General features: G+C 57.2%; 13 protein-coding genes. 4 read left to right on the top strand and 9 right to left on the bottom strand.

The genetic code is table 11. The features are described 5' to 3' along the window. Positions 1–80: 80 nt before the first annotated feature. Both ACXHRN_RS20775 and ACXHRN_RS20770 read left to right on the top strand, forming a co-directional pair. Positions 81–761: an amino acid ABC transporter permease gene (locus ACXHRN_RS20775; protein ID WP_488638199.1), complete on the top strand. Its 681-nt coding sequence runs from the start codon at positions 81–83 to the stop codon at positions 759–761. Next, positions 758–1,519: an amino acid ABC transporter ATP-binding protein gene (locus ACXHRN_RS20770; RefSeq protein ID WP_488638198.1), complete on the top strand. Its 762-nt coding sequence runs from the start codon at positions 758–760 to the stop codon at positions 1,517–1,519. The genes ACXHRN_RS20775 and ACXHRN_RS20770 overlap by 4 nt, the downstream gene beginning before the upstream one ends. 135 nt (positions 1,520–1,654) lie before the next feature. Here the strand turns inward: ACXHRN_RS20770 and ACXHRN_RS20765 are convergent, their stop codons facing one another. The 3 genes from ACXHRN_RS20765 to ACXHRN_RS20755 are packed head-to-tail and all read right to left on the bottom strand — an operon-like array spanning position 1,655 to position 6,494. Next, the gene (locus ACXHRN_RS20765; protein ID WP_488638197.1) at positions 1,655–3,187 is read right to left on the bottom strand and encodes a SpoVR family protein; all 1,533 of its coding nucleotides are present in this window, start codon (positions 3,185–3,187) and stop codon (positions 1,655–1,657) included. Between the two features lie 13 nt (positions 3,188–3,200). Continuing rightward, complete coding sequence (locus tag ACXHRN_RS20760) at positions 3,201–4,520, bottom strand: YeaH/YhbH family protein (RefSeq protein ID WP_488638196.1); 1,320 nt, start codon at positions 4,518–4,520, stop codon at positions 3,201–3,203. Positions 4,521–4,544: 24 nt separating this feature from the next. Beyond that, positions 4,545–6,494 carry a PrkA family serine protein kinase gene (locus tag ACXHRN_RS20755; protein ID WP_488638195.1) on the bottom strand — a complete coding sequence of 650 codons (1,950 nt, stop codon included), beginning with the start codon at positions 6,492–6,494 and terminating at the stop codon, positions 4,545–4,547. Positions 6,495–7,222: 728 nt separating this feature from the next. Here ACXHRN_RS20755 and ACXHRN_RS20750 point away from each other — a divergent pair. After that, on the top strand, positions 7,223–9,631 hold the full coding sequence (locus ACXHRN_RS20750; RefSeq protein WP_488638194.1) for a sulfatase-like hydrolase/transferase: 2,409 nt from the start codon (positions 7,223–7,225) through the stop codon (positions 9,629–9,631). A 131-nt stretch (positions 9,632–9,762) separates the two neighbouring features. Here ACXHRN_RS20750 and ACXHRN_RS20745 read toward each other — a convergent pair whose 3' ends face one another. The 5 genes from ACXHRN_RS20745 to ACXHRN_RS20725 form a co-directional block, all read right to left on the bottom strand. After that, a complete protein-coding gene (locus ACXHRN_RS20745) occupies positions 9,763–10,722 on the bottom strand; it encodes a glycoside hydrolase family 26 protein (RefSeq protein WP_488638193.1) in 960 nt (319 codons plus the stop codon). A 24-nt stretch (positions 10,723–10,746) separates the two neighbouring features. After that, positions 10,747–11,247, bottom strand: a complete 501-nt coding sequence (locus ACXHRN_RS20740) for a DUF995 domain-containing protein (protein ID WP_488638192.1) — start codon at positions 11,245–11,247, stop codon at positions 10,747–10,749. Positions 11,248–11,384: 137 nt separating this feature from the next. Further along, complete coding sequence (locus ACXHRN_RS20735) at positions 11,385–13,187, bottom strand: glycosyltransferase (RefSeq protein ID WP_488641963.1); 1,803 nt, start codon at positions 13,185–13,187, stop codon at positions 11,385–11,387. A gap of 43 nt (positions 13,188–13,230) precedes the next feature. Further along, a complete protein-coding gene (gene galE, locus ACXHRN_RS20730) occupies positions 13,231–14,223 on the bottom strand; it encodes a UDP-glucose 4-epimerase GalE (protein WP_488638191.1) in 993 nt (330 codons plus the stop codon). Positions 14,224–14,235: 12 nt separating this feature from the next. Beyond that, positions 14,236–15,264, bottom strand: coding sequence for a UDP-glucuronic acid decarboxylase family protein (locus ACXHRN_RS20725; RefSeq protein WP_488638190.1), 1,029 nt, complete (start codon positions 15,262–15,264; stop codon positions 14,236–14,238). Positions 15,265–15,915: 651 nt separating this feature from the next. Here ACXHRN_RS20725 and ACXHRN_RS20720 point away from each other — a divergent pair. Further along, a complete protein-coding gene (locus ACXHRN_RS20720; protein WP_488638189.1) occupies positions 15,916–16,281 on the top strand; it encodes a hypothetical protein in 366 nt (121 codons plus the stop codon). Between the two features lie 90 nt (positions 16,282–16,371). Here the strand turns inward: ACXHRN_RS20720 and ACXHRN_RS20715 are convergent, their stop codons facing one another. Beyond that, the gene (locus ACXHRN_RS20715) at positions 16,372–17,406 is read right to left on the bottom strand and encodes a glycosyl hydrolase (RefSeq protein ID WP_488638188.1); all 1,035 of its coding nucleotides are present in this window, start codon (positions 17,404–17,406) and stop codon (positions 16,372–16,374) included. Positions 17,407–17,734 lie beyond the last annotated feature (328 nt).

The following is a 17,734-nucleotide window of genomic DNA, read 5'->3' as shown; positions in this document are numbered from 1 at the left end:
TTGGCCCCTGCCCCTTGTGGGGAGGGGTAGGGGAGGGTTATCTCTAGAGATCGAACGCCCCTCTTTTCGAAAGAACGCCCTTGCCGCCTTGGCTTCAACTGATGCTGGATTCGCTTGCGCCACTGCTGTGGGCCGGCCTGATCTTCACCATTCCGCTGACATTGCTGTCCTTCGTGCTGGGGCTTTCCCTCGGCTTGCTCACCGCGGTCACGCGGCTGTTTGCTGCCAAACCGCTGGTCATGATCGCCCGCTTCTACGTCTGGATCATTCGCGGCACGCCGCTCCTGGTGCAGCTCTTCGTGATCTTCTACGGGCTGCCGAGCCTCGGCATCCTGCTGGACGCCTTTCCGGCAGCGCTGATCGGCTTTACGCTCAATGTCGGCGCCTACACGTCGGAAATCATCCGCGCCGCCATCCAGTCTGTGCCGCGCGGCCAATGGGAAGCCGGATATTCCATCGGCATGAGCTGGTCGCAGGTCATGCGCCGCACGATCCTGCCGCAGGCGACGCGCGTCGCCATCCCGCCGCTGTCCAATACCTTCATCTCGCTGGTCAAGGACACGTCGCTGGCCGCCGCGATCACAGTCCCTGAACTTTTCCAGACCGCGCAGCGCATCGTCGCCACCAGCTACGAGCCGCTGATTCTCTACATCGAGGCGGCGATCCTCTATCTGGCCATGAGTTCGGTTCTGTCGGCGCTGCAGGTGCGGCTGGAAGCCCGCTTTGCGCGCTATGGCGGATATCTGGAGGCCCGGACATGATCGAGCTGACCCATATCGAAAAGCGCTTCGGCGACAATCACGTCCTCAGGGATATCAGCCTGACGCTGGCCGAAGGCACGGTCACCGGCCTCGTCGGCCCGTCCGGCGGCGGCAAGAGCACGCTGCTTCGCTGCGTCAACCTGCTGGAGATCCCGACTTCGGGCACGATCCGCATCGGCGAGGCCAGCCTCGAATTTTCGCCCGGCCGCAAGATCGGCTGGCCTGCCATTCAGCGGCTGCGCCGCCAGACCGGCATGGTGTTCCAGAATTTCCAGCTCTTTCCGCACCAGACCGCCATCGGCAATGTCATGGAAGGTCTGGTCACCGTATTGAAGCAGCCGGAGAAGGTGGCGCGTGTGCGCGCGCTCGAACTGCTGGACAAGGTTGGCATGGCCCACAAGGCCGATGCGTGGCCCTCGACCCTGTCGGGCGGCCAGCAGCAGCGCGTTGCCATCGCCCGGGCTCTGGCACCTTCTCCGCGCGTCCTGCTTTGTGACGAGCCGACCTCGGCGCTCGATCCGGAACTGGCCGAAGAGGTGGTGGAAGTGCTTTCCCGGCTTGCCCGTGAGGGCACGACGATGATCATGGCAACCCACGACCTCAGGCTCGCCTCCCGCGTTGCCGACAAGGTGATCTTCCTCGACGGCGGCGTCATCGTCGAAAGCGGCGCGCCGAAGCAGATCTTCTCAGCCCCCGAGCGCGAGCGCACCAAGAAATTCATCGCCTCGCTGAGCGCTACGCATAGTTACGATATTTGAGAGATTAGTAGCTTTGGACCCGCACCGTCGCCATACCAGTGGCGCCGGGACTCGGCAGTGAGCCCTTTTAAGAAATCCGTCGCACCGATCCCGTTGAAGACCCGGCTGACCTGCCACCTGTCGGCTTCGCCAGCCTCATTTCGAGGCGCATTCATAGAGAACCTTACCGCTCGATGCATCCATGCCTGCCAAGCTGACATCGTAGCCCCAGAGCCGGCGTATATGCGCGAGGGTGGCGTCGCGCGTGCTTTCTTCGAGCAGGGTGCCGTTCCTGATTGTGTGCCTTAGCCGCAACTGCCGATCCCCCAGCAGATCGACATCGACCACCTGTATGTCCGGCTTGTTGGCGCCGAGATCATAGCTCCGCGCAAGTGCGGCACGCACGGCCGAATAGCCGCGCTCGTTGTGAATGGACGCGACTTCGCAGAACTTGTCGGTCGCGTGGTCGGACAGCTGAAACAGGCGGAACCTGCGGATCACTTCGGGGCTCAGATATTGCAGGATGAAGGATTCATCGCGATGGTTCGCCCAGGCGTCGATGAGCGTGCCTCGCCAATCGCCGTTGCCTGCGATGTCAGGAAACCATTCCCGATCCTCCTCTGTCGGCTCCTTGCAGATACGTTCGATGTCCTGCATCATTGCAAAACCCAGCGCGTAGGGATTCATGCCCGAGAACCGCGGGTCGTCGAAACCCGGCTGAAAGACCACGTTGGCCTGGCTTGCCAGCAGTTCCAGCATGGCGCCTTCGCTGATCTTGCCCTGGTCGAAGAGCCTGTTGATGATCGTGTAATGGACAAACGTCGCGCATCCCTCGTTCATCACCTGGGTCTGGCGCTGCGGATAGAAATACTGCGCAATCACGCGGACGATTCTCAATATTTCCCGCTGCCAGGGCTCAAGGATGAGGCTGTTCTTCTCAAGGAAGTAGAGCAGGTTTTCTTCGGGGAGATTTAGAGGCCCTTTGCGCTCGGACGCTGCGCGCTCCGCTTCCTCTCTGTTGGAACCGGCTGCAGATGGCAGCGTTCGCCACAGATCGCTGTAATTCTGCTCCTCATATTCCAGCCGTTCGCGGGCCCGCTCCCTTACCTTTTCCGATGAAAGCCGCGGCGGACGGCGATAGTGAAAGACACCGTGATCCATTAAGGCGTGCGCCGAGTCGAGGATTCCCTCCACGGCATTGAGGCCGTGCCGCTCCTCGCACTTGGCAATGTATTTCTTGGCGAAGTCCATATAGCCCAGGATAGAGCCGGCATCCGTCCACTGGCGAAAAAGGTAGTTGTTCTTGAAGAAATGATTGTGGCCGAATGCGGCATGCGCGACAACAAGCGTCTGCATCGGCATGGTATTTTCTTCCATGAGATAGGTGATGCAGGGATTGGAATTGATCACCAGCTCATAGGCCAGTCCGCGATAGCCCTTGCGATAGAGCTGGCTTTCGAACAGGAAACGCTTGCCGAACGACCAATGCTGATACATGAGCGGCATGCCGACGGAGGAATAAGCGTCGAGCATCTGCTCCGAGGAAATGATCTCGATCTGGTTCGGGTAGACATTCAGCCCTATCTCGTCGAGCGCAACCCTTTCGATGGCATCATAGGCGCGCGAAAGCGTCGCAAAACTCCACTCGGAACCATCAAACAGCAGGTTTGATCCCGCACCATTCGCCATTTTGCTCATCCCTTCACTTGCGCGCTTGCATGGGCAGGTGCCGGGCAAAGAGCTTATGAAAGACGGGGTAGATGTCGGCGGGCTTTGAAATGCGCATCATCTGGAAATTCGGTATCGCCCCATCAACTGTTCGGTAGGCGCGCCAGAGCGAGGTGCCGTTGTCCGTTGTTCCGAATATCTCGCTTTCGCGCTCGTCTATGATCTCGACATAGGCATAGTACTGGCACAGGCGCATGAGCGATTCACGAAGAAGCTCGGCGCAGCGCTCCGAATCGCCGTTCGCATTGTCGCCATCCGAGGCCTGGGCCGCATAGATGTTCCATATATTCGAGGGATAGCGATCCGCAATAACGCGCTGCATCTCCTCGAGCGCGGTCGAGACAACCGTGCCGCCGCTTTGCTTGCTGAAGAAGAATGTCTCCTCATCGACTTCCCGCGCTTCGTCGGTGTGGCGAATGAAGACGATGTCGATCCGGTCATAACGGCGCTTGAGGAAGAGGTGCAGCAAAACGAAGAAGCGCTTGGCGAGGTCCTTCTCGCGCTCGCCCATCGAGGCCGACACGTCCATCAGACAGAACATCACCGCGCTCGCATTCGGCACAGGCTGGCGTTCAAAGCGGTTGAAGCGAACGTCGACTGGGTCGACATAGGCGATGCGCCGCCGCCGCCGTTCCAGCAACTCCAGTTCCTCGCGCAAGCTCAAGAGCCTGCTGCGCTGCGGCTGGGAAAGCTTTTGTTCCTTTTCCAGTTCGGCAATCTGGTCGGCGATCGCCTGAAGTTCCCTTTGGCTCGGACGGCGCAAGGCGACGCGCCGACCAAAGCTGTTGCTCATGGTTCGTCCGACGTTGATGTTGGTGGGCGTGCCCGCAGTGGTGAAGCCGACGCGGCGCGGCTTGTAGGTCACGGTCTCCCGGAGGTTCAGCTTTACCATGTCGGGAAGTTCGAGATCTTCGAAGAAAAGATCGAGCACCTCATCGCGAGACAGCACAAAGATGAAGTCGTCATCGCTGCCACCTTGCCCGGGGCGGCCACGACCGCCGCCGCCGGCACCCTTTTCCGGTTTCGGAAGCCGGTCTCCTGGCGAGAACGCCTCGTTGCCGGGCAACACATATTGCCGATCGCCGCTGCTGGTCGAAGGCCGGAAGCTGGGCTCGTCAGCGCCGCGTTTCGGCATGGGCACGCCGTGGGCTGCGTCCACATCGGAAATTCTGTCCGACTTGACCTGATCCCGTATGGCGCGCTTGACCTCTTCATGGACCCGCTTCAGAAACCGTTGCCTGTTGTTGAGGCTCTTGTCCTTCGGATTAAGCCGACGATCGATGAAATTCGGCATATGCCAATCTCCGCTTGGGCGTCGTTAGCCGGCTTTATCCACGCGCATGTACCAATCCACAAGCCGCCGGACCTGGCGCACCGTATATCCGCGCTCCGTCATGCGCTGGACGAATTCGGCATGCTGCTTCTCGGTGGAGCTATCCTTTTTGGAGCCGAAGCTGATGACCGGCAGCAGGTCCTCGACCTGGCCGAACATGCGCTTCTCGATAACTTCTCTCAATTTTTCATAGCTCGTCCATGCGGGGTTCCGCCCGTTGTTCCTGGCCCGAGCGCGCAGGGTGAACTTCACCACCTCGTTGCGGAAATCCTTTGGATTGGCGATGCCGGCGGGTTTCTCTATCTGCGACAGCTCGCTGTCGAGAATCTCGCGATTGAGGATCTGGCCTGTATCGGAATCCTTGAAATCCTGATCTTCGAGCCAGGCATCGGCATAGGCAATATAGCGGTCGAACAGGTTCTGGCCATATTCGCTGTAAGATTCGAGATAGGCCTTCTGGATCTCGTGACCGATAAACTCGGCATAGCGGCTTGCAAGTTCCGATTTGATGAAATCGAGGTAACTTGCTTCGATCTCCTTGGGAAACTGCTCGCGCCGGATCGCCTGCTCGAGGATGTACATCAGATGTACCGGATCGGCCGCGACCTCCTTGGTGTCGTAGTTGAAGGTTTCCGAGAGGACCTTGAAGGCAAAGCGCGTGCTGACGCCCGTCATGCCCTCGTCGACACCTGCAGCATCACGATATTCCTGCAGGGATTTCGCCTTCGGGTCGGTATCCTTCAGGTTCTCACCGTCATACACCCGCATTTTTGTGTAGAGCGGCGAATTCTCATGCGGCGTGAGGCGCGTCGCGACAGTGAACCGGCTGAGATTCTCCAGCACTTCCGGTGCGCAAGCGCTCTTGGACAATTCACTCTCGCGCAGCAGCTTCTCATAGATCAGCCGTTCCTCCGTGACCCGCAGGCAGTAAGGAACCTTGACCACCAGAATTCGGTCAAGAAAGGCCTCGTTGTTCTTGTTGTGTTTGAACTGCAGCCATTCCGACTCGTTGGAATGGGCAAGCACAATGCCCTGATACGGGAAGCCGCCGAAATTCTCCGTGCCGTTATAGCTGCCTTCCTGCGTCGCGGTCAGCAGGGGATGCAAGACCTTGATGGGCGCCTTGAACATCTCAACGAATTCGAGAAGTCCCTGCGTGGTCCTGTTGAGGCCGCCGCTATAGGAATAAGCGTCTGGATCGGCCTGGCTGTAATTTTCGAGTTGCCGGATGTCGACCTTGCCGACCAGCGCCGAGACGTCCTGATTGTTCTCGTCGCCCGGTTCGGTCTTGGCGATGGCGATCTGGCGCAGCCGTGAGGGCATGAGCTTGACGACGCTGAATTTCGAAATGTCGCCGTTAATCTCGTCCAGCCGCTTCGCCGCCCAGGGCGAGATCAATCCGGTAAGCCGTCTCCTCGCAATGCCATATTTGTCTTCGAGCAGGTCGGCCATTCGATCTGGATTGAAAAGGCCAAGCGGCGATTCAAAGATGGGACTCACCTTGCCATCGATGGCAAGAGTGTAGATCGGTTGCTGTTCCATCAGTTTCTTCAGGCGTTCGGCGAGCGAGGATTTGCCACCCCCCACTGGGCCTAGCAGATAGAGAATCTGCTTGCGCTCCTCGAGCCCCTGGGCGGCATATCGGAAATAGCCGACGATCCGCTCGATCGTGTCTTCCATTCCGTAAAAGTCGGCGAAGGTGGGATAGATCTTGATGGTCCGGTTGGCGAAAATCCGCCCGAGACGCTCGTCGGCGCTGGTGTCTATCAGCTTGGGATCGCCGATGGCCTCGACCATCCGCTCCTGCGCCGTCGCATACATTCGTTTGTCCTCGCGGCACGCGAGGAGATATTCCTGTAAACTTAGCTCCTCTTGCGCCCCACTGGTATAAGTTTTTGAAAAGAGGTCAAAAACGTCACTGTTGCTCACTTGCATGGAACTCTCCCGCGGCCAGTGGGAGTCGCGATCGTTCCCTGTTGGCCGCTTTCTAGTAAACGACGCTCAGGGACAAATCGTTCCGTCGCTCTTTGCGCTATTTCCTGATGCTCAGAACTGCCCAGGGCCGCATTGTTGAACGTCTACAGTGTAGGCGGATTCGCAATTATAACCAGCGCCGAAATCAAAATGATGCGGTTTCCAACATGATTATAAATGCGTTTGATTTTGCCGCTCTCTCACGATGTTTACCCCTTGGCCCCGCCGCCGTTCCGGCCCCAATCCGAGTTGCTCGTATTTCGGCCGGTTGATCGCATCCAGAATGTAGCCATCATGTTCTCATTGATTTGCTTTTCCTCCCAGGGATCGTCCAGATGAACACGCATTCCCCTTCGATCGAGATGCTGCCGGTGACGGCACTTCACCTCTGTTCCGGCAATGCCCGCATCCACTCCAAACGGCAGGTGACCCAGATCATGGACAGCATTCGGCGCTTTGGCTGCTCGTTAGTGACGATGGCGAGATCGTCGTGGGCCGCGGACGGGTCATGGCGACCGTCCCGAACACTACCGGTAGCATGCTCGCCGTCTAGCGGCCATCGTCAATGGTGTGAAACACCCAGCCGCCGCAGCCTAGCGCCATATTCCGCCGGATTAACGAAGTAAAAACAATATCTTTCTTTACTAATTCTCTGTATATGAGAAGGACAGGTTCGCAGTTCCTCCATCATGGAATTTGTCATGCGTTCGCCTCGTTCCGCGACCAGCTTTCCGTTGTCGCACATCGCCCTGTACAGCATCACGCTTACATGTGCTGTTGCCTGGATTATGCTCGCAGTCTTCAGAACTTTCATCGTCGCGCCGGACGCGGCAGCACAATCGCTGTGGCTTGCGCTCTTCTCGGCGATTGGCGCAAGCTACAAAGATCTCCTGTTTGTGCTGGTGCTCGGAGTGGTGTTTATTGCGCTCGCCGCCCTTGCGCGAAGGCGCCGCATACTCGTCTGCGTCATCTGGTGCGTGTTTCTGCTCTTTATTGCAACGGCGGTGGCCTGGGGCTTTGCAAATATGCAACTCACCAAAATGCTTGGCGAGCCGTTCACTTATCAATGGCTTCTGTATGCGGATTTCCTTCAGAATTCGGACGCCCAAGCAGCGATGAATAACGCCGTGAATTTGCGGGATGCCGCGTTCCTATGCGGCTCGGTCGTGTTCGTTCTTGTTGGCGGGCATCTCCTGGGATGGATCGCGTATAGATTGTTGCGCGATGTGCGGATAAGCATCTTGACGCCAGTGATTGCGGTGATGGTTGGTGTCCTCGTGCTGGCCACGCGCCACGACGCGGTTGCTTTGCAACTGCCGGCAGCCAAGACTGACAACGCTGTTGTCTATTTCGTTTCGTCCGTGCTCGAGGACATGCGCCCCGTGCTCTTCACCATGTCTGCGAAAACGGGAACAGAGGACTTCGGCACGTCGGCTGAGCGCGCCTCGTCGCCATCCAGCTTTGCAGCGTCGGCAACCCATCCGATCAAGAATGTATTGATCTTTGTGATGGAATCGACACCGTGGGAATATGTGCAGCCCTTTGGCGGCAAGTATCCTGTGACGCCTAACCTCCAGCGATATGCTCCTTCCGCGCAGCTCTTCACGAACGTCTATTCTCACGCACCCGCGACCAACTATTCGCTTTTTTCGCTTTTCACGTCGCTGTACCCGGATATTTCTTACAACAGCATGTCGGCTACCCATCCGAACGTGCCCTTCAAGACAATTGCCAGCGAACTGGTGCAGAAGGGCTTTCGCACAAGTTTCTTCTGGAGCGCTGACCTGCGTTTCCAGTCGTTTGACCGGTTCATAAAGAACAAGGGGTTCGAGGTGACCAAGGATTATCGCGACATCGCTTGCGACCGCCCCACCTACAAGCTCTCTACCGAAAAATGGCAGAACATGGATAATGGGCATGACGTCTGCACCGCGCACGCATTCGGCGACTGGATTGCCGACAGCTCGGACAAGCCGTTTCTCGGCGTCATGATGACCGCGATGAGCCATTATCCTTATGTTACGAATCCCAAACGAGAGCACTATGTCGACGACGAGAAACTAAACGACTACCTCAACGCGCTGAAGATCGGCGATGAGGCCTTCGGCATCGTCATGGATAGGCTCGCCTCCACCGGAAAACTGGATTCGACCTTGGTGGTTGTTCTCGGCGATCATGGCGAGGCGTTCGGACAGCATGGTAGCTACGTGCATGCGAGCGCGCTCTATGAAGAGAACCTGCACATCCCGCTCATGCTGATCAACGGCAAACTGTTCAACGGTGCGAGGTCCGCCACGCTCGGCGGGGTGATCGATGTCGCGCCGACTGTGCTCGACGTTCTGGGATTCCAGGAGCCAAAGGAATGGCAGGGAAGAAGTCTCTACAGCATGGTCAGGCCTGAAAGGACCTACTTCTTCAGTCCTTGGAACGGGTACCAGTTCGGATATCGGCAGGGCAATCTGAAGGTGCTCTATAACGCGACGACGAACAAAACCGAGATGTACGACCTGTCGCGGGATCCACGCGAGCGACAAAACCAGATCGTGGACGGTGCGGATGTAAACGACCGGCTGGATCCAATCGCTGCCTGGGTGCAGTTCCAGCACAAATTGATTGCAAACGCGGTTGCGGCTGCAGAGCCTCTCACGGGGCGCTGCGCGCTTAACAACGTCACTTTCGATGCCGCCGGCACGAGCTTCAAGGGGGCGCCGAAGCTGGACGTGCGGGTCGATGACGAGCCCGTCGGTTCGGTCGAGGTGACTGCGGGCGTTCAGAGCCGGGCGTCGACAAAAGAACAGATTATCGAGGAACTGAATGCTGCCTCCAGGAGCACGGCGCCATTCTCAGTAGCGTTTGCGGACATACCGAAGGCCGAGGCCATAGAGCTGCGCTTCAGCAACGATTTGTGGTCCGCGGACGCCAATGGCGGTGATCGCAATGTCTTCGTGACCAACGTCGCCGTAAACGGCAACTACCTGCCTATGGAACGTTATAAGGTCGTCAAGGAGAGTGCCGGGGTTGTCACGCAGAATGGTGCTGCCCTCTACCAGAACGGTTCGATTGTTATCCGAGGCCCGTTCGTCGATGCGTGCAAATGATATCGTCGCCATCAGGACCGGGCTCGATCGGGCGACTTTGGACACACCTAACTAGATATCGCATGATCGGCAACAAATCTGCCGCTCCCGGCGCTCGTCGTTGCGCCGGGATATCTCGTTGAGAGTGACCCTCAATTGGACGACATCTCCTTCGCCACGCGCCAGTTCGGGCGTCCCAGGCCGAACGGCCATGCATGCACATCCCGGTCGTTGAAGTAGACCACTTCCTTGAGATCGGGGAACTTGGAGTCCTTTGCGGTCACGGTTTTGATCCATGGCGCTACGTATTTGGTGTCGCCGTCATAGCCGAGTTCAGCGACCCAAATGGGTTTCTTGAAATGCTTGACACGATCGTAGCCAGGCTGAAGCGTTTCGGCGAAGGTCTTGGGTGCGCCGTAAACGATCGCATCATATTGCTGCAAGCCGAAGACAGAGAGACCGACGAGGTCGACATAATCATCGCCGGGATAATATTTGTCGAGGCCTTCAAGACCCTTGGGCGACCACATCACCTGGATGTTCGGTCTGTCCTCGCGGAACCGGTCGATCACCCTCTTGTAAGCCTTGATGTAGTCCCGTGGTGGCCAGTTCGACCAGGAGAAGCGGCCGGACTTGTCTTCCATTTCCTGACCCCAGCGGATGATGACGGGGCTTTTCAACGTCTTGACGATGTCAGAGATTGCCTTGACGTTGCCATCATATTCACCCGCCAGCACTTTGCGACGAAGCTGATCGGAGGTCAGCCGCCAGTCCTCGTTCCACGACCAGGGTTCGATGGTGATGAGCAGCTTTCGGCCTCGCTGCAGGGCATATTCGTCCGCGATCCGAAGCGAGTCGAGATCGACGTCCTCCCACGGCAGGAACAGCCCCTCTGTAGCGAGATCGGCCTGCGTGCTGAAATCGCCATGCGGATCGTACGCGCCGAATTTCGTTTCATTGGGATGAATAATCGGCCGTTTGTCGCTCGTAGTGGGCGATTTGGTCGTGTCTTCGGCATAGGCCGGCCATGTTGCCGCCCCCGCCAGCATCGATCCTAAAGGAACGAGAAGGAGAGTGCTTCCCGCCAACGCTCTTACAAGTCTGTGTTTCATGATAGACCTCCTTGGCCATCCGAACTACTTCGTGGATGCCTTGAACTGTTTGATGCTCGGTGAGACTGTGTCGGCTGCGACGAGCTTGTGGAATTCGTCATCAGGCTTGGGTTTAAATGTCCTGAGAATGAACCATTTTCCTTTCGGTTCTCGGCGCTGGTATATGGTTCCGCGATCGCGAACGAGCCGGAAGCAACTCTTGGCGCGCGACTTTCCGTCCTTTGTCTCCCACGTAGCCACCATGCAGAGGCGCCCTTGGTCGTTAACCTCCCAACGACCTTCTGCGATCGCAGGAACACCACCTTCTTCCGAGTAAGCGATGAACTTGCGGTTCTTCGCGATGAACCGCCCGCCGCCGGCATCCCATTTCCAGGTCTTGTCGGAGTAGATTGCCCGTACCTCGTTCGCTGTCAGCGGGACTGTATTCTTCGGAAGCGGTTGCGCATATGCGCTTGCGAGCCAAGAACCTGTCACCAGGGCCGCGATCGAAAGGATGATCGCACTCTTTTGTTTCATCTTATTCATTGCCGAACTCCTCTCTTGAAATGGCATTGTTGGGTTTCGCAAAGTGCGAGATCGATAGATCACGCAAGCCGTTGTGGACGTTGGGACCGCTGAGCGAATTGGCTCTATTGCTCAGGCGGATGGCTTGGCCCTTACCTCTATCGAAGCCCATGCCATGTGATCTTGAAGCGCGTGATCTTGACATGCGATCCTCCTTGGCCCGCACCGGCGACGGCAAAGCGCGTTTCCGTGAATGAGACGACCCGCTGACCGTAGGCGACAGCTTCGAGTCCTGGCACGCCGCGTGAATAAACAGCGCCGCTGGTCACCGAGACGCATATCGCGAGCGTCGCGGCGGTCGCAAAACCCGACCGCGACGTGGTCAGCAAGGAAAGACCATTTTCGCGGGCGTGTCCGATGATGATGACCGCGAGCACAGCGGCGTAGACCGTCGCGTTGACGATCGCGAACAAGTAATAGCCCTTGGCTGAACCGGGATTCTCGACGAGCAGGGCGGTTGCGGCCGAAGAACCCGACAACAGGATGTAGGGGGCCAGCAGCCGCAGCGGCGGAAACGCTGTTACTTTGCCGCCTTTGGGCGTGATGCGAAAATCAACGAAGGAACCGGTGATCTGGTCACGCGCAGCATAGAAGGATCCGGCCAGCGACCAAGGCCAGCGCGCAAGCAGGAAGACGGCCGCTTCCCAGCCCAGAATTTTTGCATTGTGCGGCCGAAAGGTCCCTGTCGAGCGCCAGTAGAATGCCAATGCGACCAGCACCACCGAAAGCGGCAGGAAATGTGCCAGAAAGTCCGGATACACGACGTTAATAAAATTATGCCCCGTTGTCAGCGCAACGATTGGCAGGAGAAACATGGCCGCCATGAACGACGAGAACAGCGGATACCAGAGTTGCGAGAAAATGAACTGGAACTGCAGCTTGCCGGGCAACTTGGGGACATAGATTTTCGAGAAGCGAAGCAGAATCGTTACTAGACTACGCGACCATTGGAACTCCTGAATGGCCAGGTCGGCGAAAGTGCGCGGACCTTCCCCATGCGCAATCGCTGCGACCGCGTGGACGCCTCGCCAGCCCCCTGCATTCATCAAGAGCGTTGTCGAATGATCCTCAGCCAGTTCGGGACCCAGACCGCCGATCTCTTTGAGCGCTGCCGTCCGGACTGCGTAGTGAGATCCAATACACAGGGGGGCCCAGCCATTGTTGTAACCGATCTGCAGACACCCATGCATGCTGGCTTCGGCTTGCAGGCGGCCCCGCGCTGACCAACTTTGTCCGGCATTGGAGTCGCAGAGGCTGGGCGCCGAGACATAGCCGACTGCAGGATCCGCGAAGGGGCGCATGATTTCGCGAAGATACGTCTTCTCGGGCGCGTGATCCGCGTCGAACTGCGCCACAAAGTCATATCGCGCATAGCCATAAAAATCGTAAAAATAGGCCAGATTGCCTTCCTTGCAGCGCGTTCGCCGCGGCCATACCTTGCGATGGTAGTCTTCGACCCCCTGGCGCGTGGAAATGAATACGCCGTGGCGCTCACACCAGGTGATCGTTTCGGCGTCCGGGGCCTCGTCGGCGAGCCAGACGTCGTAGTCGTAATCGACTTGGTTGAGCATCGCATTCAACGTGTTGCGGACGATCTCGAAAGGCTCGGAAGGCGCTTTCGTAACCACCATGGCGATGCGGCCCGGAACACGTTGATACTTGATTGGTCGTGTTTGTTTGCTGCCGGCGAAGAGATAGATGAAGTAGGCTGGAAGCAGGGTTACCCACGCCATGATCAAGGTGAGGACGCAAAAAGATGCGATGGAGATCATATGGCCCGGGCGGAACCACCATTCCCAAAACCAAGCAAGCGCGGCCAGCCAGGTAGTGACGCCCGCCAGATAGACGAAACGACGCTGACCGGAAAAAAGGGGGGAGAGCAATCGCCGCTGGCTGCGCATCCCGGCGGGGGCCGGGGCGCGCTCTGATCGTGCCAGATTCAGCTCATGAGACTGCATCGTGTTCGACCTCCAACCCGAAGGTGGGAGCTGCGGTGCGAATGATCGTCCGGATGTCCGAATAACGCGGCACGAAGCGAAGCTCCAACTTTGCCAAGCTGCCATCGGCCAGGAGTGCAGGCGGATCGCCTTCGCGGCGTGCTTCGACCCGTACCGGCACGCGAGTATGGGTGAGCCGCTCGATCGTGTCGATGATCTCCCTGACGGAGGTGCCGTGCCCTGACCCGAGATTTGCGGCAAGGTTCTTGCCGCCATTCACGAGATGGAGCACGGCGCGCACATGGGCCCTGGCAAGGTCGGTGACGTGGATGTAATCGCGAATGCAGGTTCCGTCTGGCGTGTCGTAGTCGTCGCCGAAAATGGTCAACCTTGCGATTTTGCCGGCTGCTGCCAAAAGAGCACGCGGTATGAGGTGCGTCTCCGGGTTGTGCCGCTCGCGCAACTCTCCGTCGATATCCGCACCTGCGGCATTGAAATAGCGCAACGCGACGTAACGCATGCCAAAAGCAGCCGCATAGTCCTTCAGCATCATCTCGCCCATCAGCTTCGTGCGCCCATAGGGATTGATCGGAACCTGCGGGCTCACTTCGGAAATCGGCAGTTTCGCAGGGATTCCGTAAGTCGCACAGCTGCTTGAGAAAACGACCTTCCGAAGTCTTGCTTCAACGCATGTGTCGAGCAGGGTGCTGATGCCATTGACATTGTTATTGTAGTATTTGCTCGGATCGGCAACGGACTCGCCGACATAGGCGGAGGCCGCGAAATGGATGACGCATACGGGCTGCCAAAGCTTGAGGGCGTGCTTCAAGCGGTCGCGGTCCCGAACGTCGCCGCGGATCAACGGCCCCCATTTCACATTGTCTTCATGTCCGGTCGCAAGATTGTCGTAAGCGATCGGCGTAAAGCCGGCTTTGCTGAGGAGCTTGCATGTATGGCTTCCGATGTAGCCGGCTCCACCAGTGACGAGAACGTTGTCCATCGCCTATCTCCCTCACTTGCCGGAAGCGGACAACCGCAAGACGCGGTCGAAATAGGCTATCGTTGCGGTGAGGCCATCCTCTATGTCGAAATAGGGCCGCCAGCCCAGCAACTCGGCAGCGCGACGGATGTCCGGGCGACGCTGTTTCGGGTCGTCGATTGCGGCGTCGCGATGGATGATCCTCGACTTCGAATTTGTCAGCCGGATGATTCGTTCGGCCAGATCGATCATCGTCAGTTCCGTCGGATTGCCGAGATTGATCGGCCCCGTGACGTCATCGCCTGTGGAAAAAAGGCTCATGAATCCGCTGATAAGATCGTCTACATAGCAAAATGAACGGGTTTGCATACCCGATCCATAAACAGTCATTGGTGCATTCTGCAGCGCCTGGACGATGAAGTTGGAAACCACTCGCCCGTCGTCGGGGCGCATGCGCGGCCCGTAGGTATTGAAAATCCGGGCGACTTTGATCTTGACGCCATACTGACGCGCATAGTCGAAGAACAGTGTTTCGGCGCCACGCTTGCCTTCGTCGTAGCAGGCGCGCGGCCCGGTGGTGCTGACATTGCCCAGATAATCTTCATGTTGCGGCGACACGAGTGGATCACCGTAAACCTCCGAAGTCGACGCCTGCACGATTATTGCATTGCGGCGGCGTGCCAACTCCAGCAAGTTTCTTGATCCGACGATGTTTGTGAGGAAAGTGCCAATGGGATCAGCCTGATAGGCCGGTGGTGACGCCGGACACGCGAAATTGAAAATCGCGTCGACCTTCAGATTGAGCGGCGTACGAATGTCGTGCCGCCGGAACGCAAAATGTGGAAACTCCAGCAGATGTTTGATGTTTTCGAAGCGGCCCGTGGATAGATTATCCACACAGACGACTTCATACTGCGCTGCCAGCAGTCTCTCGCACAAATGCGAGCCTAGAAATCCAGCGCCGCCTGCAACAAGTACTTTATTTATTCTTTGATTATTAATACTTGGAAAATTTATAACGTTTCCAGTAAAGTTGCTTACTGTACTGCTTCCCTTTTTCATGCTTCAACCTCCTGCACAGACCACTAGAAACCGAATGCCGAATGCAATTCTTGCTGAAATTCATAGACGCAACACTTTCTAGTCCGCAAACTCTTGATTGCGTGCGGAGATAGGGGCGATTACGTTCAAATTTATCAGGAAAAATGTCAGATCGGGAACACGATCCGATGAAGTAAATATGGTTACCTATACATTAACTGCACTATGCACTTAAACAAGACAGGAGTCAAAGAAGTTTTAGGTTCTGCTAAAATGTTGAAAAACAAGCGTTTCTGTGTCTCGTTCTGACACATTGGGGTGCCTGAGCGCCCGAATATGAAACAATTATGACACTTTCTACTTCTGATCCATAAGTAATACTTTACGTTAAGTTGCAGCGCGAACTGCGCTCGGATCGCTGTGCCTTCTGGAAATCATCAATCACAAGGCGTGTCCGATAAGGCGGGTTGCGTATATGCGCTTTTCCTGTTTATACGAGGTCCGTCGTGCGGGCTGGCTTCAGGGTGGCCGTTCGACAATAGAATTGGATTTGCGTTGGTTACTGATCTCTTGAATGACGATCTTCTAATGCAGGCGTTTGTTAAGGATCTAGCGACATACTCGGTTCCACGATGGAGCCAGGTTGACGTATGATCATTGAAGGGGCACGGAATGAATTCCACTAACATCAAACCGGACGCAGACGTTGTGTCCGGAGTTCGACATGTTCGCCGCGTGTCTTTCGCGATAGCTGTCGGATTGACTGCATTTCTCGCTTCTTGCTCGCACGATCTGGTCGGAGCTGACGAAGTTTCGCTGGCGCCGAGCGTGCCACAGAAGAAAGCTGTCATCCGCAACACGGCGATGAACGAGCCCGCTACGCAAAACACCAAAGCCGCCTCGGCGAAGAGCCAAGTGTATGAGGTGCGCCTGAAGACGGTCACCGAGGTAGCCGCATATGGCCGCGGACCGTATATCTGTTCTCCGAGTGGCTTCGGGCGCACATCTCACTGCGTACCGCGCACCGATTTCAAATGATTGCTGAATGATGGCAGCCAGTTGGGCTGGGAGCCCGATTGAGCGATCGCGCCATGAGCGCCGGTCTGACATTGCGCCGGGGTGCCAGCGTCAGAGCGTGAGGTCCGCGAAGGTTTCGCCGACTTTGGTCAATCTGCCCTCGTCGTCGATAAGCTCCGTGTTGATCTCCCAGCCGGGGCCGCCGGAATAAGCACCGAACCAGGCGTGCCGTTTGACGAAGCCGAGATCGTCCATCATCTCGGCGGCGTTCTCGGCAAATGCCGCGACTTGTCGAGGCGAGAAATGATCCGGATCGCCCCATTCGACCAGAGCCCATTCGGTCACCCATACCGGCTTATGATATTCGTCCCGCACGTCCTGCAGGAAATGCTTGAAGGCGCTGATACTGGGATCGTCGCTATAGTAGTGGACGGCGACGAAATCGACGTCATAGCCTTTTGCGTCTGCGCGATCCATGAAACGTCCCAACCAGGAATCTTCTCCGAGGGTTCCCGACGTCATTGTCGCTGGTGACCCAAGAAGTTTGTCGGTGGACATCAGCTTTGGCCAGAGCCTAAGCGCTTGGGTCACGGTCATGTCGGATTGTTCGCTGTTGTCGGGTTCGTTGAAGCCGAGCAGATAATTGGACGGGGCGCTCGCCGCGTAGTCAAGGTTCGTTGCTGTGACATCCCCTTTGCCCCAGATCATGGGTACAAAGCCATGCGTGCTTGTCTGGGGGCCGTTAGGGTTCCAAAGGGGACGTACCTGCCAATTGTAGTACCAGCCGAAATCAAATCGGTCGAGGTCGTCCAACGCAGTACCCTGAGCGTCGATATCCCAGGTGCCGATCCCGATCTTGCCGGGGTGATCTATTATCGCGTCAGAAGCGGCGGCGTGGCCGACATGCGGGCTAGCGATCGCGAATTTTGCGCCGCCGTACGCAGCGCTGCGAGCAATCGCGTCATCCACATATCCGGAGTTCTCGCTCGCAAAGCGATTGGCAGTGCTCTCGCCTGAATAACCTGTCGGATGGCTGCTAGCACTGATGAACAGGAAATCGTCAACAACGAGATGGGGTCGAATCTTGTTGCTGCCTTCATGATCGTGTGGTGAGTCAAATGGGTGAATCACAGGATAGTGCGACACATCTCAGTTCCCGTTCAACGCAGAGACCATTCCTAGTCTCAATTGCACAAGCCTTTCGGGTGTCCAAGCCTTTCGGGCGGCTGTCGAGCAGTCTGCCAGGGAAGGGTTGAAATCAGGAGAATCTGTTGTTTAGAATTTTAGATAACGTGCAAATACGGAGATTTTGCGCTGTGTGGGCGCTCCTACGACTGGGCTTTGCTCCCGCCGTTTAATTGGACCCAAGCAAGCGACGTGCAGGTTAGAGACCGAAACTCAGGTTGGTTCAGCGTCGGCTACTGCCGCCGCGCTTGGCCCGATCCTATGTCGAGGATGGGGCCCTTCATGCGCG

The organism is Shinella sp. OV683 (assembly GCF_057787725.1).
Note: the sequence above shows the minus strand (reverse complement) of the source record. Positions and strands in the feature narration are given on the sequence as shown.